The following is a 22901-nucleotide window of genomic DNA, read 5'->3' as shown; positions in this document are numbered from 1 at the left end:
CACGAGCCAACCCCTTGACCGGGCAGCCCGCTTCGCTTGGAATGCCTCTTGCTTAGGCAGGGTCCATGCTTGAGCAGACGGGCGGCGGCCGCGGGGTCGCAACCGGAACGGGAGACGCACACCGCATGAAGAAAATCGTCGCCGCCCTGGCCTTCGGGCTCGGCGCCACCCTGCTGGCGGGCGCCGCCCAGGCCCAAGGGACGCTGAACAGCATCAAGCAGAAGGGCTACATCTCCTGCGGCTCCAACCCGGGCCTGGCCGGCTTCGGCGTGCCGGACGCGCAGGGCCGCTGGACCGGACTCGACGTCGATTTCTGCCGGGCCTTGTCCGCGGCGATCTTCAACGACGTCACGAAGGTCCGCTTCATCCCGCTCTCGGCCAAGGACCGCTTCACGGCGCTCCAGTCGGGCGAGGTCGACGTCCTGTCGCGCAACACCACCTGGTCGATGTCGCGCGATACGGCGCTCGGCCTCGACTTCCCGGCCGTCAACTTCTACGACGGCCAGGGCTTCATGGTGAAGAAGAAGCTCGGCGTCACCTCGGCCAAGCAGCTCGACGGCGCCTCGGTCTGCACCCAGCAGGGCACCACCACCGAGCTGAACCTGGCCGACTACTTCCGCGCCAACAAGATGAAGTACGAGGTGGTGGCCTTCGCCAGCGCCGACGAGACCTTCAAGGCCTACGATTCCGGCCGCTGCGACGCCTTCACCACCGACGCCTCGGGCCTCTACGCCGAGCGCCTGCGCGCCTCGGCCCCCGACGACAACATCGTGCTTCCGGAGATCATCTCGAAGGAGCCGCTCGCCCCGGCGGTCCGCCAGGGCGACGCCCAATGGGCCGACATCGTCCGCTGGACCCATTACGCCATGCTGAACGCCGAGGAGGCCGGCATCACGCAAGGCAACGTCGACCAGATGGCGAAGTCCACCGACAACCCGGACATCAAGCGCATCCTCGGCACCGAGGGCAAGTACGGCGCCGATCTCGGGCTGACCAACGACTGGGCCTACCGGATCATCAAGCTCGTCGGCAATTACGGCGAGGTGTTCGAGCGCAATGTCGGCCAGGGTTCGCCCTTGAAGATCCAGCGCGGCCTCAACGCCCTGTGGTCGAAGGGCGGCCTGCAATACGGCCCGCCGATCCGCTGACATCGTGACGTGCGGCGCCCGGGAGCCCGGGCGCCGTCCCCCGAAGCATAGACGCGAGCACAACGCCCTTGCCGACGCAGCTTCCGGCCGATGCGCCGTCCGCTCCACCCCGGGTCTCGCCCCTCTACGATCCGCGCGTCCGCGCGGCGGCCTACCAGATCCTGCTGCTCGTCGCGGTCGGGGGGGTGGCCTGGATCGCGATCGGCAACGCCGCCGAGAACCTGCGCAACGCCCGCGTCGCCTCGGGCTTCGGCTTCCTCAACAACACCGCCGGGTTCGACGTCAACCAGACGATGATCCCCTTCGCCGCCGCGACGTCCACCTACGGCACCGCGTTCCTGGTCGGACTCACCAACACCCTGATGGTGGCGGCGATCGGCATCGTGCTGGCGACGATCCTCGGCTTCACGGTCGGCGTGGCGCGGCTGTCGCCGAACTGGATCGTGCGGACGCTGGCGACCGTCTATGTCGAGGTCCTGCGCAACATCCCGCTGCTGCTGCAATTGCTGTTCTGGTACGTCGCGGTGCTGGCAAGCCTGCCGGCTGCTCGCGATTCCTACGCGCTCGGCACCTCCATCTTCCTCAACCAGCGCGGCCTGTTCCTGCCCAAGCCGTTGCTCGCGGCCGATGCCTGGGCGCTGCCGATCGCCCTCGTCGTCGGAATCGTCGGCACCCTGGTGTTCCGGGCCCGCGCCAAGCGCGAGCAGGCGCGGACCGGCCGGCGCCTGCCGGTGCTGGCGGTGGGCTCGGGGCTGATCCTCGGCCTGCCGCTCCTCACCTACGGGGTGCTGGCGCTGATCGGCGTCGCGCCGGTGGCGCTCGATTTTCCGGTGAAGGGCACCTTCAACCTGCGCGGCGGGATGCAGCTCTATCCCGAATTCGTCGCGCTCGTCCTCGGGCTCACGGTCTACACCGCCGCCTTCATCGCCGAGGTGGTGCGGGCCGGCATCCAGGCGGTCAACAAGGGCCAGACCGAGGCCGCCCGGGCGCTCGGCCTGCAGCCCGGCCCGACGATGCGGCTGGTGGTGATCCCGCAGGCGATGCGGGTGATCGTGCCGCCGCTGACCAGCCAGTACCTCAACCTCACCAAGAACTCGTCGCTGGCGGTGGCCATCGGCTATCCGGACCTCGTCCAGGTCTTCATGGGCACGGTGCTGAACCAGACCGGACAGGCAGTGGAAGTGGTGGCGATCACCATGGCGGTCTACCTGACGATCAGCCTCGTCACGGCCTTCGTGATGAACCTCTACAACCGGCGCGTCGCGCTGATCGAGCGGTGAGCCCCCGATGAGCGCCGGATCCCCAACCCTCACCTTCGTCCGCCGCGAGGCGATTCCTCCCTCCGCCCCGCCCGCCCTGGTCGCCGGGCCGCTCGCCTGGCTGCGCCAGAACCTTTTTTCGAGCCCGGCCAACGCCGTGATGACGCTGGCGGCTTTGGCCGTCATCGCGCTCGTGGTCCCGCCGCTCCTGCGCTTCCTCGTGATCGACGCGGTCTGGACCGGGGAGAACCGCGACGCCTGCCGGCCGGAGGTGCTGGGCCGCCCGGTCGGCGCCTGCTGGGCCTTCGTCGCGAGCAAGATCAACTACTTCATCTACGGCTCGTACCCGATCGAGGAGCGCTGGCGGCCCAACGTCTTCTTCGCCCTGATGGCGTTCGGCGTCGCGTGGATGCTGTGGCTCGACGCGCCCAAGCGGGCATGGGGGGCGCTCTACTTCTTCGTGATCTTCCCCGTAGTCTCCTACGCGCTCCTCGCCGGGGTGCCGAGCCTGGGGCTGGCGTCGGTGCCGACGGCCTTGTGGGGCGGCATGCTGGTGACCTTGATCGTGTCGCTCGTCGGCATCGTCGCCTCGCTGCCGCTCGGGATCCTGCTGGCGCTCGGGCGGCGCTCGCGGCTGCCGATCGTACGGCTGTTCTGCGTCGTCTTCATCGAGTTCTGGCGCGGCGTGCCGCTCATCACCGTGCTGTTCATGGCCAACGTGATGCTGCCGCTGTTCCTGCCCGGCGACGTGACGGTGGACCGGCTGGTGCGGCCGCTGGTCGGCATCGCGCTGTTCTCCGCCGCCTACATGGCCGAGACGGTGCGCGGCGGCCTTCAGGCCATTCCCCGCGGCCAGACCGAGGGGGCGATGTCGCTGGGCCTGAGCCCCTGGCACCGGATGCGCCTGATCATCCTGCCCCAGGCCCTGCGCATCGTGATCCCGGGCATCGTCAACAGCTTCATCGCGCTGTTCAAGGACACGAGCCTCGTCTCGATCGTCGGCATCTTCGACTTCATCCGCACGATCGAGTCGGCCCGGGTCGATCCCGCCTGGGCGGCGCCGACGGTGGTGATGACCGGCTACGCCTTCGCGGCCCTGTTCTACTTCGTCTTCTGCTTCGGCATGTCGCGCTACGCCCGCTTCATGGAACGGCGGCTCGCGGCCGGCCAGACACGGTGAGATTTCCGATGGCTTCCTCCCCCGTCCCGACAGCCCCCGTTTCCTTGCCCGGGACCGACCCGGATCTCAGCCCCCGCAACACCTCGGCGACGCGGCTGGCCAGCGCGCCGACCGCGGTGTCGCTGGAGCGGGTCAACAAATGGTACGGCGCCTTCCACGTCCTGCGCGACATCGACCTCAGCGTGCGCAAGGGCGAGCGGATCGTGATCTGCGGCCCCTCGGGCTCCGGCAAGTCGACGATGATCCGCTGCATCAACCGCCTGGAGGAGCACCAGGCCGGCCGCATCGTCGTCGACGGGATCGAGCTGACCAACGACCTCAAGAAGATCGACGAGATCCGCCGCGAGGTCGGCATGGTGTTCCAGCACTTCAACCTGTTCCCGCACCTGACCGTGCTGGAGAACTGCACGCTGGCGCCGATCTGGGTGAAGAAGATGCCGAAGGCCGAGGCCGAGGCGGTCGCGATGAAGTACCTGACCCGGGTGAAGATCCCCAATCAGGCGCACAAATATCCGGGCCAGCTCTCCGGCGGCCAGCAGCAGCGGGTGGCGATCGCCCGCTCCTTGTGCATGGCGCCCAAGATCATGCTGTTCGACGAGCCGACCTCGGCGCTCGACCCCGAGATGGTCAAGGAGGTGCTCGACACGATGGTGGGCCTGGCCGACGAGGGCATGACGATGCTCTGCGTCACCCACGAGATGGGCTTTGCCCGCCAGGTCGCCGACCGGGTGATCTTCATGGACGAGGGCCAGATCGTCGAATCGAACACCCCCGAGGCGTTCTTCCGCGCGCCCGAGCACGAGCGGACCCGGCTGTTCCTGAGCCAGATCCTGCATTGAGCGTGCCGCCCGGCCTGCGGGCCGGGCGAGAGCGGGATTGCCGCCGAGCCTACCGCCCGGTCGCGACCGGCAGATCCTCCCGCGCGCCCCATTCCGACCACGATCCGTCGTAGAGGGCGCGGGGCGGGCGGCCGAGGCTCTCGAGGGCGATGCCGACGATCGCCGCGGTGACGCCGGAGCCGCAGGTGGCGACGACCGGGCGATCGAGGGCGATACCCGCCTGCGCCACCGCCTCGCGCAAACGCGCCTCGTCCTTGAGCCGGCCGTTCTCCTGGAGCGCGGCGTAATGCAGGTTCAGGGCGCCGGGCATGTGGCCGGGGCGCACGCCGGGGCGGGGCTCGGGCTCCTCGCCGGCAAAGCGGGCAGCGGAGCGCGCATCGACCACCTGGGCCTGGCCGGCGAGGGCCCGCTGCACGTCGCCCACGTTGGCGACCGCCGAGTGGTCGAGGCGGGCGGTGAAGTGGCGCCGGTCGCGCGGACGGGCCTCGCCCTCCTCGACCGGATACCCGCCGGCGATCCAGGCCGGGTAGCCGCCTTCCAGGACCGCGACGTCGCGGGCGCCGAATGCCTTCAGGGTCCAGCGCACCCGCGGGGCCGAGAACAGGCCCATGCCGTCATAGACCACCACCGTCATGCCGTCGCCGATGCCCATCTGGCGCATCCGCGAGGCGAAGGCTTCCGGCGACGGCAGCATGTGGGGCAGGGCGCTCGCCTCGTCGCGCACCCCGTCGATGTCGAAGCGCAAAGCCCCCGGAATGTGGCCGGCGCGGAACTCGGCCTCGGCGTCCCGGCCCATCGCCGGCAGGTACCAGGACCCGTCGACCACGACGATGTCGGGCGCCGCGAGCCGCTCTGCGAGCCAGTCCGCCGTCACGAAGGGGCCGATCGACATGCCTGTCCGTCTCCGAAAAAAGGGGGCACGATGGCCCGTCGCGGGCATTGTGCCCGATTTCCGGGCGCCGCCGCCACCCGTCCGGCGGCGATTCTCGCCAGGGCGCGATCCCCCGGGCCGACATGCGTTCCGGGCGGTGCCATCCGGAACGCATGCCACGACCCCGCGCGGTGGAGCCGAGGGCTGCCCACGCCCGGGCACAAGCCGCCCTCCGCCTGGCGAACCACGTGGCGTAGCGATCGGTCGGATACCGGATGAGATGCCCATCCTTGAGCAGACTTGCGTTGGCAGGCCAACGCTTCGTCCGCTTAGATCCTTGTTTTATCGCAGATTTTTTCCGCAAAGCCGGCAGCCACTTTTGCGAAATCTGCTTAGCAAATGCTATCGAGCCGGCGGCACGGCCTGCCTAGAACGAGGGCGTCTTGAACCTGGGAGAAGCCGGATCCCGATGCTCACCCGCGCATCCCGCCTCCTGCGACGCGTTCGCATCCGCTCTGGCACGGCGTTTGCAGGATATTCCTCACTGCACCCGCCGTGTCCACTCTCCCTTGCACGGCCGGGCGTGGTCGACGGGCCAGGCGGTGAGACTCCGAGGGCTGCCTGGCCCGCCCGCCCGCGGCGGGGGACCGATCGGGGCCGTGCGCGGACCCGTCCGGACGCCATGGGGCGGCCGCCTCGGCTGCGAGCACAAGCATGACAGGGAGGGTGCGCATGACCGCCACGGCCCGCTTCGAATGGCCGATCCGTCCCGACAGGATCGAGGTGTCCTCGCTCGGCTATCTCGCCGCGGCGATCCTCCTCGCCGATCTGCGCGCCGCCCGCGCAGCGGCCTCGCGCCCCGCGCCTGCCGCACCCCTGCCCTTGGCGACGGTGCACCGGCTGGTGCCGCGCCGGGCACGGATGGCCTCGGCGCCGTCCGAGGGGATGCGGCGCGCGGCCGAGGGCTGAGCCCCGGGAGGTTCGCGGACGCGGGCCGGCAGACCATGCGGCCAAGAAAAATCATGCGCCCAAGAAAAAAGGCGGCCCCCGCGGGGCCGCCCTGGTCCGGTCAGGCGGGCCTCCTCGGCCCGCCTGACCGGCTCACGTCAGATTCGGGGCGAGCGGCCGCGCATCAGGCCGAAGATCGCCGAGACGGCGAACAGCACGATCGCCACGAAGAACACGATCTTGGCCGCCTCCATGGCGGTGCCGGCGATGCCGCCGAAACCCAGCAGAGCCGCGACGAGGGCGACGACGAGGAAGGTGATAGCCCAGCCGATCATTGGAAACTCCCGTATCGAAGGCTGCTGGATTGCTTCACAGCGTCGTGCAGAGAAGCGTTGCAGCAAGTTGAACGAGAAACCACCGGACCGGGCGACAGGTTCCGTCGATTTTTTCGGATGAAAGACGGTGGCCAGCCGTGGGACCCACCAACGCGGAAGCCGCGCCGGCCCGGGACGGGCGGCGGGCGTACGGGTGCAACGCTGTGCGGAAGGGAGTGGCTCCCCGAGCAGGACTCGAACCTGCGACAAGGCGATTAACAGTCGCCTGCTCTACCAACTGAGCTATCGGGGATCGCGGCGGGACCTCTACCCAAGGCGGGGAGGGTGCGCAAGGGATTTTCGGTGGGATTTTCCGTGCGGGCGGGATTTTCGCGAGCCGGCTCATTTCACCCCCCTCGAGCGCGGTTTTGCCGTCCGAACCCTGTTGCGGAGCCGGGGCGGGCTCTGCTAATGACCCCCTCGTCCCCGGGTTGTCCGCCCGACGCCGGGGAGACGGCGCAGCCGGTGCTTTCCAGAAGCCCGGCCCGCCCGATCGCCGGCTGTGAGCCGGCCCGGATGGCCTCGTGGCGGAGTGGTTACGCAGAGGACTGCAAATCCTTGCACCCCGGTTCGATTCCGGGCGAGGCCTCCACCCTTCTTCTCCTGATTGCGATGCAGATCGGCCCGGCGCTCGCCTGCGAGACCGGGCTTTTTCGTATCCTTGCCTTTTGGCCGGCGATCCACCACAACCGCGTCGCCCGGCGGCTTGACCGTCGCGGCTTGGCCGTCGCTCAAGCTCTCCAGAGACGTTCATGCTCGACTACGCGCAAGCGCGCCGCCTCATGGTCGATTGCCAGCTCCGGACGTTCGACGTGACCGACATCGCGCTCCTCGACGCGTTCGACGCCGTCCCGCGCGAGCGGTTCATGCCGGCGGACCGGGAAGCCTTCGCCTATATCGACCAGCCCCAGGCGGTCGGCACGGAGGAGGGCGAGACCCGCTTCATGCCGGCCCCGATGGTGCTGGCGCGCCTGATCCAGGCGCTCGCCCTCAAGCCCGGCCAGCGCGTCCTCGAGGTCGGCACCGGGCTGGGCTACGCCGCCGCCCTCCTGCGCCGCCTCGGCGTCGAGGTCGTCGCCCTCGAATCGCTCCCCGGCCTCGCCGCTTCGGCGCGCGAGCGGCTGGGCGACGGCGTGACCGTCGAGGTCGGCCCGCTCGACAAGGGCGCGCCCGGCCACGCCCCCTACGACGCGATCCTGGTCGAGGGCCAGGTCGAGCAGCGCCCGCAAGGCCTGCTGGACCAGCTCGCCGATGGCGGGCGCCTCGCCTGCGTCCAGGGCCAGGGCCGTCCGGCCAAGGCCACCCTGTGGGTGCGCTCCGGCGACGCCTTCGGCTCGCGCCCGCTCTTCGACGCCACCCTGCCGCCGCTCCGCGCCTTCGCGGCCGAGGCCGGCTTCGCGTTCTGAGCACCCGGGCGCGGGCCGGTCCCGCGCCCGCCTCGCGATGCCACCGCCGGAAGAGGGTGGCGCATCCGCCGATCGGAGGCGCCCGCCGGCGGCTCCGGCCGGGGTCCCGGACGCGGATTTTTCTTGCTGCCCCATCCGGGCAGGCCGTCCCGTCCGCCCCGCCGACCCGGATCCTGCGCCCGATCCGCGGGTTAGGCCGGCTGGCCGAGGCACCGCCCGCGGGCCCGGCGGCGCGCGAAAGTACTTCGTTTACCAATCATTTGCAGGGTGCGCACGCACCGCCCCCGTCCCGAACGGGAAAGCCGCGAATCGCCGGCCCGCCGCCCGCGATTGCCCCTGCGACACCTGTCGCTTTTATGCGGCACCGCCGGTCAAACTCGGTGATCCACAGCGCGGGGGCCGTGCTCCCGGCGGAACCCTCGGCTAATGTCACGCTCGAGGTGGGCACAGCGATATGACGAGCCGGCTCCGCCGCCCGCGGTGAAGAACCGGTCGATTGTGAGCTAGCCGCACAGGGTAGACAGGCGTGACTGACACAGGAACTCGGGCGTTCCGCGGGCTTCGGCTGGGCGGCTTCGCCGCCATGGCCCTCGCCCTGGCGGGCCAGGGCGCGGCCGCGGAAACCCTGGATAGCGCGCTCGCGCGGGCCTATGCGGGCAACCCGACGCTCAACGCGCAGCGCGCCGGCCAGCGCGCCAACGACGAGAACGTGCCGCGGGCGCTGGCGGGCTACCGCCCGACCGTGAGCGCGCAGGCCAGCGTCGGCGTCAGCAACGTCTCGGGGCGCCTCGGCGTCGCGCGCGGGGAACTCGGCGGCGGCGACGCCTCGCAGACCCTGATCCCGGGCTCGGCCGGCGTCTCCGTCACGCAGACGCTGTTCAACGGCTTTCGCACCGACAACCAGACCCGGCAGGCCGAGTCGCAGGTGCTGGGCGGCCGCGAGACCCTGCGCAACACCGAGATGACGACGCTGTTCTCGGCGGCGCAGGCCTACATGAACGTGCTGGCGGACACCGCCACGCTGGAGCTCAACCGCAACAATGTCGAGGTGCTGGAGGAGCAGCTCCGCCAGACCCGCGACCGCTTCAACGTCGGCGAGGTGACCCGCACCGACGTCGCCCAGGCCGAGGCGCGGCTCGCCGGCGCCCGGGCCCAGGTCAGCCTGGCCGAGGCCAACCTGCGCACCAGCATCGCGACCTACCGGCAGGTGATCGGCGTCGAGCCGCGCCAGCTCGCCCCCGGCCGCCCGATCGACCGCTTCGTGCCCGGCACGCTGACGGCGGCGGTCGAGATCGGCCTGATGGAGCACCCGGCGATCCTCTCCGCCCTCCACTCGGTCGACGCGGCCGAGGCGCAGGTCAAGATCGCCGAATCGTCCCTCTATCCGACGGTCAGCTTGAGCGGAAACGCCGCCCAGGTCTTCGACCAGCAGATCGCCAATACCCGCTACTTCCAGGGCTCGATCGTCGGCCAGCTCACGGTCCCGCTCTACCAGGGCGGCGCCGAATACGCGCAGATCCGCCAGGCCAAGGAGCAGGTCGGCCAGGCCCGGCTCCAGGCCGAACTGACCCGCGACCAGGTCCGCGCCGGCATCGTCACCGCCTGGGGGGCGCTGGAGGCCGCCAAGGCCCGCGTCATCGCCTCGCAGGCCCAGGTCCAGGCCAACGAGGTGGCGCTGAACGGCGTGCGCGAGGAGGCCCGGGTCGGCCAGCGCACCACCCTCGACGTGCTGAACGCCCAGCAGGAGCTCCTGAGCGCCCGCGTCAGCCTGATCGCCGCCCAGCGCGACCGGGTGGTGGGTTCCTACCAGGTGGTGCAGACCGTCGGCCGCCTCACCACCCGCTTCATCGCCGTCCCGGTGGCGCAGTACAGCGCCAAGCAGCATTACGACCAGGTCAAGGATTTGTGGTACGGCGTGCGCACGCCGGACGGCCGCTGAATGCGGCGGGTGCGGGGAGACCCCGCGCCTTCCTGTGAGTTCGGCGGGCCGCGTCGCTTGTGCGTGGCCGGCCCTGTGGAATACTGCGTACCTCAAGACCCCCGATCCCCTGTACTCGAGCGTTGAGCCGGATGAGCGCCGCGAGCCCCAAGACGCAGTCGCAGGAACCCTCGATGGAGGAGATCCTGGCCTCCATCCGCCGCATCATCGCCGACGACCAGAAGCCGGCCGAACCGCCCGCCGCCGGGTCGCGGCCGATGGCGGTGCCGGACCTCGAACCGGACGAGGACGACGTGCTCGACCTCGCGATGGTGGCCAAGCCCGCGCCCAAACCGCCCGAACCCAAACCGCCCGAACCCAAGCCGGCGCCGAAGCCGGAGCCGGTCGCCAAGGCGCCGCCGAAGCCCCCCGAGCCGAGCTTCGACGACATCGAGGAGATCGCGTTCCGCGACGAGCCGATGGATTTCGACGCGATCGAGATCGAGCCGGAGCCCGCGCCCCCGCCGCCGGAACCCCCGAAGGCCGTCGCGCCGGAGCCGGCCCCGGCGATGGAGGACAGGCTCCTGTCCCAGGCGACCGACGCCACCGTCGGCCACGCCTTCGATCTCCTCGCCAACACGGTGCTGACCCGCAACGCCCGCACCCTCGAGGACCTGGTGCAGGACATGCTGCGGCCGATGCTGAAGGCCTGGCTCGACGATAACCTGCCGGTGATGGTCGAGCGCCTGGTCCGCGCCGAGATCGAGCGCGTCGCGCGCGGGCGCTGACGCCCGCCGGGGCGGGCCAGTTGACGGAACGGCGCGGGTCCGCTTGAAAGCGGTCTCGGGGGCCGGCCGCTCGCGCGGCCGGCCTTTTTCGTTTCTGACGGCGCCCGCGGGGCGCGCGTCCCGCCGGACGGGACGCGCCTCGGGCGGCGTGCGAGTGGCTGCTTCCCGCGATGATGGACAAGACCTTCGATCCCGCCGCCGTCGAGGCGCGCATCGCCGCCGAATGGGAGGAGGCGCAGGCCTTCCGGGCCGGGCGCCCGGACCGGGCCGGCGCCGAGCCCTACAGCATCATGATCCCGCCGCCGAACGTGACGGGCTCGCTGCATATGGGCCACGCCCTCAACAACACGCTCCAGGACGTGCTCGCCCGCTTCGAGCGCCTGCGCGGCAAGGACGTGCTGTGGCAGCCCGGCACCGACCACGCCGGCATCGCCACCCAGATGGTGGTGGAGCGCCGCCTCGCCGAGCAGCAGCAGCCCGACCGCCGCAGCTTGGGCCGGACGGAATTCGTCCGCCGGGTCTGGGAGTGGAAGGCGGAATCGGGCGGCACCATCGTCAACCAGCTCAAGCGCCTGGGCGCCTCCTGCGACTGGTCGCGGGAGCGCTTCACCATGGACGAGGGCCTGTCGAAGGCCGTCCTGAAGGTCTTCGTCGACCTGCACGCGCAGGGCCTGATCTACCGCGACAAGCGCCTGGTGAACTGGGACCCGAAGTTCCAGACCGCGATCTCCGACCTCGAGGTGCAGCAGGTCGAGGTGAAGGGCCATCTCTGGCACTTCGCCTATCCGGTGGTGGACGAAGCCGGCAACGAAACGGCCGAGACCATCACGGTGGCGACCACCCGGCCCGAGACCATGCTGGGCGACACCGCGGTCGCGGTGCATCCGGAGGACGAGCGCTACCGGGCGCTCGTCGGCAAGCGGCTTCGCCTGCCGCTGGTCGGCCGGCTGATCCCGATCGTGGCCGACGCGTACTCGGACCCCGAGAAGGGCACCGGCGCGGTCAAGATCACCCCGGCGCACGACTTCAATGACTTCGAGGTCGGCCGCCGGCACGGGCTCGCCCAGATCAACGTCCTGGATGAGGAAGCCCGCATAAGCTTAGAGGGCAACGCGGAATTCCTCGACGGATCGGCGCCCGAGCCCGAGGCCCTGGCGCTGCACGGCCTCGACCGCTTCAAGGCCCGCGAGACGGTCGTCGCGCTCATGGAGGAGCGCGGCCGCCTCGTCACGATCGAGCCCAACACCCATGCGGTCCCGCACGGCGACCGTTCGGGCGTGGTGATCGAGCCGTATCTCACCGACCAGTGGTACGTGAACGTCAAGCCGCTGGCCGAGCGGGCCCTGCAGGCGGTGCGCGACGGGCGCACCCGCTTCGTGCCCGAGACCTACGAGAAGACCTACTTCCAGTGGCTCGAGAACATCGAGCCGTGGTGCATCTCGCGTCAGCTCTGGTGGGGCCACCAGATCCCGGCCTGGTACGACCCGGACGGCCACTGCTTCGTCGCCCACACCGAGGAAGAGGCCCTGGCCCAGGCCGCCGCGAAGCACGGCCGCCCGGTGACCTTGCGCCGCGACGAGGACGTGCTCGACACCTGGTTCTCGTCCGGCCTGTGGCCGTTCTCGACGCTGGGCTGGCCGGAAGGCACGCCCGAGCTCGCCCGCTACTACCCGACCAGCGCGCTGGTGACGGGCTTCGACATCATTTTCTTCTGGGTTGCCAGGATGATGATGCTCGGCCTTCACGCACTGGACGAAGTGCCGTTCCGGACCGTCTACATCCACGCCCTCGTCCGCGACGAGAAGGGCGCCAAGATGTCGAAGTCGAAGGGCAACGTGGTCGATCCCCTCGACCTCGTCGACCGCTACGGCGCCGATGCCCTGCGCTTCACCCTCGCGGCCATGGCGGCGCAGGGACGCGACATCAAGCTCTCCGTGCAACGCGTTGAAGGCTATCGGAACTTCGCCACGAAGCTCTGGAACGCCGCCCGCTTCGCCGAGATGAACGGCTGCCGGCTCGATCCCGCCTTCGCGCCGGCCGGCGTGACCCAGACCCTCAACGCCTGGGCGCTCGGCGAGGCCGCGCGCGCGGTGGCCGAGGTGACGGCTTCCATCGAGGCCTACCGCTTCAACGACGCCGCCAATGCCGCCTACCGCTTCGTCTGGAACGTCTTCTGCGACTGGTACCTGGAACTGGCCAAGCCCGTGCTCCAGGGCGAGGACGGGCCGGCGAAGGAGGAGACGCAGCGGACGATCGCCTACCTCATCGACCAGATCTGCGTGCTGCTGCACCCGTTCATGCCGTTCCTCACCGAGGAATTGTGGGCGACGAAGGCCCGCGAGGCGGGCATCACGCGTCCGCTGCTCGCGCTCGCCGCCTGGCCGGATCTCGGCGCGCTGGCGCGTCCCGAGGCCGAGGCCGAGATCGGCTGGGTGGTCGACCTCGTGTCGGAGATCCGCTCGGCCCGCTCGGAGACCAGCGTGCCGGCCGGCGCCCAGATCCCCCTGGTTCTGGTGGCCCCGAGCGCGGCGGTGCGCGAGCGCCTTTCGCATTGGGGCGACACCGTGCGGCGGCTCGGCCGCATCGCCTCGATCGAGATCGCGGAAGGCAGTCCGCGCAACGCCGTGCAGCTGATCGTGCGCGGCGAAGTCGCGGCCCTGCCGCTCGAAGGCGTGGTCGACCTCGCCGCCGAGGTGGCGCGGCTGAAGAAGGAGGATGCCAAGCTCGACGGCGAGATCGCCAAGATCGACGCCAAGCTCGGCAATGCCGACTTCCTCGCCCGCGCCCCCGAGGAGGTGGTCGAGGAGCAGCGCGAGCGCCGCGACGCCGCCATCGCCCGCCGCGAGAAGGTGCGGGACGCGCTGGCGCGGCTCCAGGGCTGACGCCGCGACGCGGCGGCTTTGCGGTGCGGGCAAGCCCCGGCACCGCAAAGCCGCCGAACGAACGACAGGACATCGGACGACAACGAGACATGGGAGAGACGCTCGTGCGGCCTCCTGGTCCCCCATGGGATCGGGAGGCCGCGGCGAAGAGGCGATCCGTCAACCTTTGCCCGGATATCCGCACAGGCATGAGCCCCAATCCCCCATCGTCCCGCGCCGTGACGGGCCGCTACGACACCGAGACCGACGTGCTCTCCGTCCGCTTCAGCGCGGCCGAGGCGGTGGAGAGCCGGGAGGTCCGGCCGGGCCTCGTCGCCGCCTATGACGCGGCCGGGGCCATCGTGGGCCTCGACATCCGCGACGCCTCCGCGGAGCGGCTGACGGCGGATCAGGACCTGCGGCGCCTCGCCGTGGCCGCCTGACCGCCATGCGCCGCCTCGCCCGGCAGGCGGCGTTCCTCGCCCTCACCGTCATCGTCGCCGTCACTTTCGCCCTCTCGGCGGCGGCCTGGCTCACCGCCCGGCCAGGCGACCCGCGCCTCTATCCGCCGGCCCCGGGCGAGGCGGCGGTGACGGTGCGGCTCGTCGCCCGGACCTGGCATTCCGGCCTGCTGCTGCCGCGCGACGCCCTCGCCCGGGCGGCGGCGGAGGCCGGGGACGGGGTGCTCCTGGAGGTGACCGAGCGCTTTCGCGCCAGCCCGGCGCTGGAGATCGGCTGGGGCGATGCCGGCTTCTACCGCACCGTGCCGACGCTCCAGGCCCTCGACTGGCGCCTGGCGCTTCGGGCCCTGTTCACGCCGGGCGGCCGCCCGGCGGTCCTGCACGTGGTCGGGGTCGCGGCCGAGCCCGAGACCGCCTTTCCGGAGGCCGAGATCGTGACGCTCCGGCTGTCGCGGGCAGGCTTTCACCGGCTCGCGGCCGCGCTCGGCCGCGCCTTCGCGCGGCGCGGCGGCCACCCGGAGATCCTGGGGCCCGGCCTCTACGGCCCGAGCCTGTTCTACGCGGCAGAAGGGCGCTTCAGCCTGCTGACCGTCTGCAACCACTGGAGCGCCGGCCTCCTCAACGACGCGGGCATCCCGGTGACGCCGCTCCTCGACACCCTGCCGCAGGGGCTCGTCCTCGACCTGGCATGGCGCGCGGCGACCGCGCAGGCGGGACCGTCGCGGGAGCCGGTCTCGCCGCGCGGCCTTTCGGCCGGTCCAGGATCGTCTTGTCCAGGATCGGCGCGGGTCGATACCATCGGCCCAGGATGCTGCGACGCATCGTAATCGCCCGGGACTCTGTCGACGGCCGGACCTGACATGCATCTGATGAGACGATCGTCCCATCTCCCTGTCGCAGAACGGGCCGACCCTGCGCCAGGTCAAGGCGACCTTACCGTCTTCGGCATGACGCAACCCTCTCATCGGATCGTCTTGTCCGCATCCGCGGCCGACCCGCGGAAACGAAGCCGTTACAATTCTCGGTTCGTCGTCTAAGATCGCCGGGTGCGATCATCCGCGTTCGAGCGTGGGTCATCAGCCGCGGCCGGGAATCCTGCCGACGAACGACGAGGGAGTAGGGCGCCATGGCGGTCATCATGCCGAGCAACACGGTCGAGCAGAGCTTCGGTACGAGCCGCGACGATACCCTGATCGGGTCCAATGGCACCGACATCATCGACGCGCTCGCCGGCAACGACGTGATCGACGGACGCGGTGGCGACGACATCCTGTACGGCAACGACGGCGACGATACGATCCGGGGCGGCACCGGCGACGATCTGATCATCGGCGGCCCCGGCAACGATTTCGTCCCGTTCGACCCCAGGATCGACGGCGCCGACCGCGCCCAGCTCGGTACCGGCGCCGACCGGGTCGACGTCTCGGCCGATGCTCCCGGCCGGGTCCGCCTGAGCTTCGCCTTGTCGGGGGTCGGCAACGGCAACCCCAACGATCCCGGCGAACTCCCCAACAATATCGGCACTCTCGCCGTGAGCCTGCAGGCGGCGGGCTCCGGCGACGTTCTGACCGGTCCGGTCGGCCGCTTCGACGATGAGGGCATCGCCTTCGTCGCGGCGGTGGACGGCCTCACCTTCGACGTGCGCGATCTCGGCTTCGGCACGTCGCGCGGTGACCAGTTCCGGGCGGTCGTCCTCGGTACCGCCTTCAACGACGTCCTCGGGCCGGTCCCGGGGCGCGAATCGCAACAGCACTACATCAATGGCGGCGAGAGCAACGACACGATCACCGGCGGCAGCGGTCACGATGTCCTGATCGGCGCCTTGGGCAACGACGTGATCCGGGGAGGCACCGGCGATGACACGATCTTCGGCGGCAGCGGCAACGACGTTGCGCTGTTCAACGTCACCACCGACGGCGCCGACCGCACCGATCTCGAAAGCGGCCTCGACCGGGTCGACGTCTCGGCCGACGCCCCCGGCCAGATCCGCCTGACCTTCACGTCCTCGGAGGTCGGCGACGGCCGCCCGGTGGACCTCGGCGGCTCTGCCAACCAGGATGGCGGCCTCGCCGTGCGCCTGCAGGCGGAAGGGCCCGGCGACACCCTGACCGGCCCGGTCAGCCGCTTCGACGACGAGGGCATCACCTTCGCGGCGGCGATGGACGGCCTCACCTTCGACGTGCGCGACCTCGTCTCCGGCACCCCGCGCGGCGACCGGTTCGGGGTGGTCGTCCTCGGCAGCAGCCTCAACGACGTGCTCGGGCCGGTCCAGGGCCGCACGTCGCAGCCGCACTACATCAATGGCGGCCAGGGCAACGACACGATCACCGGCGGCAGCGGCGACGACGTCCTGGTCGGCGGCAGCGGCGATGATCTCGTCGGCGGCGGCGACGGCGACGACACCTTCATCGACGGCCCGGGCAACGACACCTACCTGGGCGGCAGAGGCACCGACACCCTGGTGCTCACCTCGCCGCTCACCGACGCGACCGTCCGGCGCAGCGGCTCCTCCATGGTGCTCAACGTCCGGGACACCTACACCGGCATCGAGCGTTTCCAGTTCACCGACGCGACGGTGATGACCGGCGACGGCCAGCCCCTGGTCGACGACCTGTTCTACCTGACCAACTACCGGGACGTGTTCCAGGCCGGCCAGGACGCCGACACCCACTACGCCGCCTATGGCTGGAAGGAGGGCCGCGACCCGAACGCGCTGTTCTCCACCACCGGCTACCTCGCCGCCAATCCGGGCGTGCGCGCCTCGGGCCAGAACCCGCTCGAGCATTACGACCAGACCGGCTGGAAGGAAGGCCGCGACCCCTCCGCCGGGTTCGACAACGAGGCCTATCTCGCCCGCAACCCGGACGTGAAGGCGGCCGGCATCGACCCGCTCAAGCACTTCCTCGAATACGGCCAGGCCGAGGGCCGGCAGATCACCGACGCGGTCGGCCGCACCGCCGATCTCGCGGGCGGCGCCTTCGACGCCGAGTACTATCTCCTCGCGAATCCCGACGTGGCCCGCGCCGCGATCGCCGCGGGCGGGGACAGCTTCGCCTACGCGGCGCAGCATTTCGAGCAGTATGGCTGGCGCGAGCGGCGCAACCCGAACGCGGTGTTCAACACCGCCGAGTACTTGATCGCCTATCGGGACGTGCAGGCGGCAAACATCAACCCGCTCACGCACTACGATCAGTACGGCTGGAAGGAGGGCCGCGACCCGTCGCGGGGCTTCGACACGTCGAACTACCTCGCGGCCTATGGCGACGTGGCGCAGGCGGGCCTGAACCCGATGCAGCACTACCTGCAATACGGGCTCTACGAGGGCCGCGGCACCTTCGCGGATCTCACCCTCGGCTACGGCAACCAGGGCTGAGCCGGCCCGCGCGGTCGCGTTCGGGCCGGTGACGCGGCGGGTCCGCGCCTCGCGCGTCCTCAGGGCCGGAGCCCGGCCCCGGTCGGGCGCCGTCGGAAGACGCGCCGGAGGCGTTCCCGCCACGGCACCCGGCCGCTGCGGGCGAGGTCGCGGCCGCAGGCCCGGGCGGCGGCGCGGTCGAACTGGACGGCGATCTCGGTGCCCTCGGCGAGCCGCAGGGCGAGGGCCGGCACCCCGGGGCCGACCTCGCCGGCCGTCCAGCCGAGGACCGGGAAGAAGCAGTTCTCCACTCGCGTGCCCGCCGGCACGTCCTGCGCCGCATCCGCCGCCACCGAGGCGGTGGCCAGCAGCGCCACGCCGAGCTCGGCGGCCTCCGCAGGCGAGAGACGCACCGCGTAGTCCCGCGGCCCGAACGCCACCACGAGCTCGACCTCGTCCGGCCCGGCGGTCACGACCGAGAAGCGCGGGGTGGCGGCGGGCGGGGACGCCGCGGTCGCGGCAAGGGAAACATCGTCCCGAGAGGTCTCGGGAACGGAGGGGTCGGGACTTGCGGCCTCGGGACTTGCGGTCTCGGAAGAGGTCATGCGGGGCCGGTCACTCGCGGGCCGTGGCGGGGACGTCCCACCAACCGTAGCGTCCGGACTTTCGCGGGGGCAAGCGCTGACGCTGTGCGTCAGCGCACCGTGCCGCCTTGGGTGTCGGTCGGCTCGTTGGCCGCCTGCCGCGCCGCCTCGGCCTCCTGCTCGACCCCGACCCGCTGGTCCTGGCGCAGGAGCTGGAGGTGGTCGGTGGCGATCCGCTCGCCGGCCTTGAGACCCTTGAGGATCGCCGTCCGGTCGCCGAATTCCGCGCCGGTCTCGACCGGGACCATCGCCACCGTGCCGTCGTCGCCGACCCGCCAGACGATGCGCTGGTCGAGCTGGGCCGAGAGCGCGACGGTCGGCACCAGCAGGCGCTCCTCGGTCCCCACCTGTACCTGCGTGCGCACGAACTCGCCCGGCAGGTAGCGCTCGTCGGCATTGGGCAGCCAGGCCCGGATCAGGCGGCGGGCGGTGCGGGGGTCGAAGCGGTTGTCGAGCTTGGAGATGGTGGCCTTGCGCTCCGGCCTGCCCTGAGCATCGAGGGTCCGGATGAAGGCACGGCTCTCCCTCAGGGCCGCGCGCACCGCCTCCGAATCCTCGGCCGAGAGCGCCACCTGCACCTCGATCGGGTCGACCTGGACCACGCTGACGAGCTGGGTCGCATTCGCGTTGACGTGGTCGCCGACATTGACGTCCGAGAGGCTGGAGCGCCCGTCGAAGGGGGCGCGGATCACCGCGTAGTCGAGGTTGAGCTTTTCACGCGCGATGGCGGCCTCGGCCTCCTGCACCCGGCTGCGGGCGACCTGGCGGTTGCTCTCGAGCTGCTGGAAGCGCTGCTCGGAGGCGTAGCCCTTGTCGGCCAGCGGCTGGGTGCGGTCGACCTCGGCATCCGCGAAGGCGAGTTGCGCCGCCGCCTGCGCGCGCTGGGCCTCCGCCGTGCGCAACGCCACCTCGAAGGGCCGCGGATCGATGCGGAACAGGACCTGGCCCTGCTTGACGTGGCCGCCCGGCTCGAAGGGCCGCTCCACCACCACGCCGGTGACCCGGGGCTGGAGCGCGGCGTCCTTCGGCGAGATCACCGTGCCGGTATACGAGAAGGCGACCGGCACGGTCTCGGAGGCGGCCCGCGCCACCGCGACATCGAATTCGGGCGCCTCGGGCTCCGTCTTCGGGACGGGCGGAGGCGCCAGGAGTCGCGCCATCGGGCCGGGCAGGAGACGGGCGGCGCCCGGCGGCAGCGGATGGCCGACGCCCCACCAGAGGCCGCCCCCGGCCGCGAGCGCGGCGAGACCGACGAGGCCGTAGCGAATCCTTCCGCGCACGATGCCGATCTCCTCCTGGCGGGTGCCCGCGCTCTCGGCGGGCGGACCCCGCATCGCGACGGGGGCGTCCGTGCCGGAAGCGGCGACCCACCGCCGCAGTTCCACTCCCGGGACGAGGCGACGCGCCTCCGAACTGCCCGCTCCGGTTGCGCGGTCCCGCAAAGGAACTCCCTCGGGCGCGATCACGTTGCACGAGAGCCATCACCATACCGTCGCAGGACCCGCGGCCCGTCCCGAAGGCCTCCGGCCCGCGGTGGGCGCAACGGCGTCTCGCGGGCGGCTCACCGGGACGCCGGATGTTCGCCACCTTCGTCGACCGGCCCGTCCTGGCGGGCGTGATCTCGGTGCTCGTCACGCTGATCGGGGCGGTGGCGGGGTTCTCCCTGCCGATCGCCCAGTTCCCCGAGATCGCGCCGCCGATCATCAACATCCAGGCGACCTATCCGGGCGCCACGGCGCAGCAGGCCTACGAGGCGATCGCGATCCCGCTCGAGCAGGAGATCAACGGCGCGCAGGACCTCATCTACATCAGTTCGACCAGCAACGCCGACGGCAGCGTCAACCTGGACGCCACCTTCGAGGTCGGCTCCGACCTCAACGCGGCCGCCGCCGACGTGCTGACCCGGGCCCAGCGCGCCGAATCGCGCCTGCCGCAGGCGGTGCGCGACCAGGGCCTCGAGATCGTGAAGTCCTCGCGCCAGCGCCTCGGCAACGTGGTGCTCTACAGCGACGACAACCGCTACGACGAGCTGTTCCTGTCGAACTGGGCCGAGACCCAGGTGATCAAGCCCCTGCGCCGGGTCGCCGGCATGGGCCGCATCGTCAACTTCTCCAACCAGCGCTACGCGATGCGGATCTGGCTCGATCCGGCCCGGATGGAATCGCTCGGCATCGGGCCGAGCCAGATCGTCCAGGCGGTCGAGCAGCAGAACGCCCAGATCACGGTCGGCTCGCTCGGCAAGGAGCCTGTGCGCGACGCCACCGCCTTCGAGCTCCAGATCGTCACCAAGGGCCGCCTGACCGAGCCGACAGAATTCGCCGACATCGTGATCCGGGCCAATCCCGACGGCTCGGTGGTGCGCATCCGCGATGTCGGCCGGGTCGAGCTCGGCGCGGAGCAGTATGGCAGCCGCTCGACCTACGACAACAAGCCCGCCGCCTCGCTCGGGCTGTTCCAGAACCCGGAGGCCAACGCCGTCGAGGTGATGAAGGGCGTGCGCGCCACCATGGCGGACCTGGGAAAACGCTTCCCGCCGGGCTTGCAATACAGGATCGCCCTCGACCGCACCGAGTTCGTCACCGCCTCGATCCACGAGGTCATCAAGACCCTGATCGAGGCGATCGTGCTGGTCGTCGTCATCACCTACCTCTTCCTCCAGAGCTGGCGCGCGACCCTGATCCCGGCCATCGCCGTGCCGGTGGCCTTGATCGGCACCTTCGGGCCGATGGCGGCGCTCGGCTTCTCGTTCAACACCTTGAGCCTGCTCGGCCTCGTCCTGGCGGTGGGGCTGGTCGTCGACGACGCGATCATCGTGGTCGAGAACACCGAGCGGCTGATGGAGGAGGGGCAGGAACCCCGCCAAGCCGCGGCCGAGGCGGTGAACGAGGTCGCCGGGCCGGTCATCGCCACCACCCTGGTGCTCGCCGCCCTGTTCGTGCCGGTCGCCTTCATCCCGGGGCTGACAGGCCAGCTCTACAACCAGTTCGCCCTCACCATCGCGATCTCGGTGCTGATCTCGGCTTTGGTCTCGCTCACCCTGACCCCGGCGCTCTGCGCCCTGCTCCTGAGGCCCCACGACAAGGCGGCGCATCGGAGCCGCTGGCGGGCGCCCCTGCGCTGGTTCAATGCCGGCCTCGACCGGGCGACCGGTGTCGCGGTCGGCTCGGCGGGACGGCTGTCGCGCCACCTCGTCGCCACGGGCCTCGTCTTCGTCGTCTTCGGCGGCCTGACCGCCTGGATGGTCGCGAGCCGCCCGAGCGCCTTCGTGCCGCAGGAGGACCAGGGCTACTTCTTCGCCGACATCGCGATGCCGAAGGGCGCCGCGGTCGGCCGCACCGCCGCGATGGTGGAGGAGGTGGGGCGCGCGGTCCTCGACCAGCCCTCCGCCGCCGGCACGATCGGGGTCGCCGGGCGCGGCATCCTGGCCGACGTCACGGCGCCGTTCTACGGCTTCCAGATCCCGACCCTCAAAGCCTGGGACGAGCGCGAGGAGACGGTCATCGAGGTGATCGGGCGATTGAGGACACAGTTCAAGAACCACCCGGACGGGATCTTGCGCATCGTCGACCCGTCGCCGCTGCCGGGGCTGGGCTCCCGCGGCGGCCTGACGCTCGAATTGCAGGACCGTAGCGGCGAGGGCGGGCTGAAGCTCGCCCGGACCGCCGAGGGCTTCATCGCGCAACTCAAGAAACTGCCGGAGATCGGCGGCGCCACCGCCACCACGAGCTACGGCGTGCCGCAGCTGCGCCTCGACATCGACCGGGCCAAGGCCGAGCAGCTGGGCGTCAGCCTGCAATCCTTGTTCGATGCGCTCGGCACCTATGTCGGCTCGTCCTTCGTCAACCTCTTCAACAAGTTCGGCTTCGTCTACCAGGTCTACGTCCAGAGCGAATCGCAAGGGCGGCGGACGTATCAAGACCTGGCGCGTCTCACCGTCCCGAACAACCGCGGCGAGCCGGTGCAGATCGGCGCGCTCGTGACGCCGCATTTCGTCAGCGGGCCGACCGCGGTGTTGTCCTACAACACCTATCCGGCGATCGAGATCGCGCTCGACACCGCCGAGACCGCGAGTTCGGGCGCGGCCATCGCGGCGGTGGAGCGCCTGGCCGGCACGGCGCTCCCGACCGACACCGCCGTGGAATGGACCGAGGTCGCCTACCAGGAAAAGATCGCCGGCGGCTGGGCGCCGCTGATCTTCGGGCTCGGCGTGGTGATGATCGTGCTGTTGCTCGCCGGCCAGTACGAGAGCCTGCTTCTGCCCTTCGTGGTGATCCTGGCGACGCCGCTCGCCCTGTTCGGGGCCGTCGGCGCCCTGGCGCTGCGCGACCTGCCGCTCGACATCTTCGGGCAGATCGGACTCCTGCTGCTCGTCGGTCTCGCGGCCAAGAACGCGATCCTGCTCGTCTCCTTCGCCCGCGACCTGCGGGCGAAGGGCGAGGATCCGGTCACGGCCGCGAAAGGCGCGGTGCGCCTGCGGATGCGGCCGATCCTGATGACCTCGTTCGCCTTCATCCTCGGCTCGCTGCCGCTCGCCATCGCCAGCGGAGCGAGCGCCAATGCCCGGATCTCGATGGGCACGGTGGTGATCGGGGGACTTCTCGTCGCGACCCTGCTCACCCTGTTCGTCACCCCGGTCTTCTACGTCGCGGCCGAGCGGCTGGTGGAGGGGCGGGGACGGAAGGGGGAGCCGGGCCGGAACGACCGGGAGCCCGGCCCCGCGCCGCAGCCGGCCGAATAGGGGCGCCCATCGCCCTGCCGGTCGGGGCGGCCCGGCTCCCGGATCCGGTCCCCGTGATCCGGTCCCAAGGATCGGTCCCCATGATCCGGTCCCCATGATCCGGTCCCGAGAATC

At 70.8% G+C, this 22901-nt stretch carries 17 protein-coding genes and 2 tRNA genes; 14 read left to right on the top strand and 5 right to left on the bottom strand.

Going from position 1 to position 22901, the window contains the following annotated elements:
* Window positions 1–125: 125 nt before the first annotated feature.
* The 4 genes from AC3AOF_RS23540 to AC3AOF_RS23525 all read left to right on the top strand — a co-directional run bounded on the left by AC3AOF_RS23540 (window position 126) and on the right by AC3AOF_RS23525 (window position 4426).
* A complete protein-coding gene (locus tag AC3AOF_RS23540) occupies window positions 126–1148 on the top strand; it encodes an amino acid ABC transporter substrate-binding protein (RefSeq protein WP_236988628.1) in 1023 nt (340 codons plus the stop codon).
* Between the two features lie 68 nt (window positions 1149–1216).
* Entirely contained in the window at window positions 1217–2428 is a 1212-nt protein-coding gene (locus AC3AOF_RS23535) for an amino acid ABC transporter permease (protein WP_488346663.1), read from the top strand.
* A gap of 7 nt (window positions 2429–2435) precedes the next feature.
* Entirely contained in the window at window positions 2436–3587 is a 1152-nt protein-coding gene (locus AC3AOF_RS23530; RefSeq protein ID WP_236988630.1) for an amino acid ABC transporter permease, read from the top strand.
* 8 nt (window positions 3588–3595) lie between these two features.
* A complete protein-coding gene (locus AC3AOF_RS23525) occupies window positions 3596–4426 on the top strand; it encodes an amino acid ABC transporter ATP-binding protein (RefSeq protein WP_236988631.1) in 831 nt (276 codons plus the stop codon).
* A gap of 49 nt (window positions 4427–4475) precedes the next feature.
* Here AC3AOF_RS23525 and sseA read toward each other — a convergent pair whose 3' ends face one another.
* Window positions 4476–5318, bottom strand: a complete 843-nt coding sequence (gene sseA / locus AC3AOF_RS23520) for a 3-mercaptopyruvate sulfurtransferase (RefSeq protein WP_488346662.1) — start codon at window positions 5316–5318, stop codon at window positions 4476–4478.
* 711 nt (window positions 5319–6029) lie between these two features.
* Here sseA and AC3AOF_RS23515 point away from each other — a divergent pair.
* Complete coding sequence (locus AC3AOF_RS23515; protein WP_236988633.1) at window positions 6030–6266, top strand: hypothetical protein; 237 nt, start codon at window positions 6030–6032, stop codon at window positions 6264–6266.
* A gap of 137 nt (window positions 6267–6403) precedes the next feature.
* Here the strand turns inward: AC3AOF_RS23515 and AC3AOF_RS23510 are convergent, their stop codons facing one another.
* Both AC3AOF_RS23510 and AC3AOF_RS23505 read right to left on the bottom strand, forming a co-directional pair.
* Entirely contained in the window at window positions 6404–6580 is a 177-nt protein-coding gene (locus AC3AOF_RS23510; protein WP_048431004.1) for a DUF1328 domain-containing protein, read from the bottom strand.
* A 216-nt stretch (window positions 6581–6796) separates the two neighbouring features.
* Window positions 6797–6872, bottom strand: a tRNA-Asn gene (locus AC3AOF_RS23505).
* A 265-nt stretch (window positions 6873–7137) separates the two neighbouring features.
* Here AC3AOF_RS23505 and AC3AOF_RS23500 point away from each other — a divergent pair.
* The 8 genes from AC3AOF_RS23500 to AC3AOF_RS23465 all read left to right on the top strand — a co-directional run bounded on the left by AC3AOF_RS23500 (window position 7138) and on the right by AC3AOF_RS23465 (window position 17426).
* Window positions 7138–7211, top strand: a tRNA-Cys gene (locus tag AC3AOF_RS23500).
* Between the two features lie 160 nt (window positions 7212–7371).
* On the top strand, window positions 7372–8025 hold the full coding sequence (locus AC3AOF_RS23495; RefSeq protein WP_236988634.1) for a protein-L-isoaspartate O-methyltransferase family protein: 654 nt from the start codon (window positions 7372–7374) through the stop codon (window positions 8023–8025).
* Between the two features lie 583 nt (window positions 8026–8608).
* Window positions 8609–9964 carry a TolC family outer membrane protein gene (locus AC3AOF_RS23490; RefSeq protein WP_236992681.1) on the top strand — a complete coding sequence of 452 codons (1356 nt, stop codon included), beginning with the start codon at window positions 8609–8611 and terminating at the stop codon, window positions 9962–9964.
* A 131-nt stretch (window positions 9965–10095) separates the two neighbouring features.
* Window positions 10096–10731: a PopZ family protein gene (locus AC3AOF_RS23485; RefSeq protein ID WP_488346661.1), complete on the top strand. Its 636-nt coding sequence runs from the start codon at window positions 10096–10098 to the stop codon at window positions 10729–10731.
* Window positions 10732–10901: 170 nt separating this feature from the next.
* The gene (locus AC3AOF_RS23480) at window positions 10902–13613 is read left to right on the top strand and encodes a valine--tRNA ligase (RefSeq protein WP_236988635.1); all 2712 of its coding nucleotides are present in this window, start codon (window positions 10902–10904) and stop codon (window positions 13611–13613) included.
* Between the two features lie 188 nt (window positions 13614–13801).
* Window positions 13802–14035, top strand: coding sequence for a DUF2283 domain-containing protein (locus tag AC3AOF_RS23475; RefSeq protein ID WP_236988636.1), 234 nt, complete (start codon window positions 13802–13804; stop codon window positions 14033–14035).
* A 5-nt stretch (window positions 14036–14040) separates the two neighbouring features.
* Window positions 14041–14880: a DUF2459 domain-containing protein gene (locus tag AC3AOF_RS23470; protein WP_488346660.1), complete on the top strand. Its 840-nt coding sequence runs from the start codon at window positions 14041–14043 to the stop codon at window positions 14878–14880.
* A 299-nt stretch (window positions 14881–15179) separates the two neighbouring features.
* Entirely contained in the window at window positions 15180–17426 is a 2247-nt protein-coding gene (locus AC3AOF_RS23465; RefSeq protein ID WP_488346659.1) for a calcium-binding protein, read from the top strand.
* A gap of 59 nt (window positions 17427–17485) precedes the next feature.
* On the opposite strand, the gene AC3AOF_RS23460 is transcribed toward AC3AOF_RS23465, so the two are convergent.
* On the bottom strand, window positions 17486–18010 hold the full coding sequence (locus tag AC3AOF_RS23460) for a hypothetical protein (RefSeq protein WP_488346658.1): 525 nt from the start codon (window positions 18008–18010) through the stop codon (window positions 17486–17488).
* Between the two features lie 89 nt (window positions 18011–18099).
* A complete protein-coding gene (locus AC3AOF_RS23455; protein WP_236988639.1) occupies window positions 18100–19383 on the bottom strand; it encodes an efflux RND transporter periplasmic adaptor subunit in 1284 nt (427 codons plus the stop codon).
* A gap of 242 nt (window positions 19384–19625) precedes the next feature.
* Here AC3AOF_RS23455 and AC3AOF_RS23450 point away from each other — a divergent pair, with 242 nt between their 5' ends.
* Window positions 19626–22787 carry an efflux RND transporter permease subunit gene (locus AC3AOF_RS23450; RefSeq protein ID WP_488346657.1) on the top strand — a complete coding sequence of 1054 codons (3162 nt, stop codon included), beginning with the start codon at window positions 19626–19628 and terminating at the stop codon, window positions 22785–22787.
* Window positions 22788–22901: the final 114 nt, after the last annotated feature.

This window comes from Methylobacterium sp. 142-1Y, from assembly GCF_057747795.1.
Note: the sequence above shows the minus strand (reverse complement) of the source record. Positions and strands in the feature narration are given on the sequence as shown.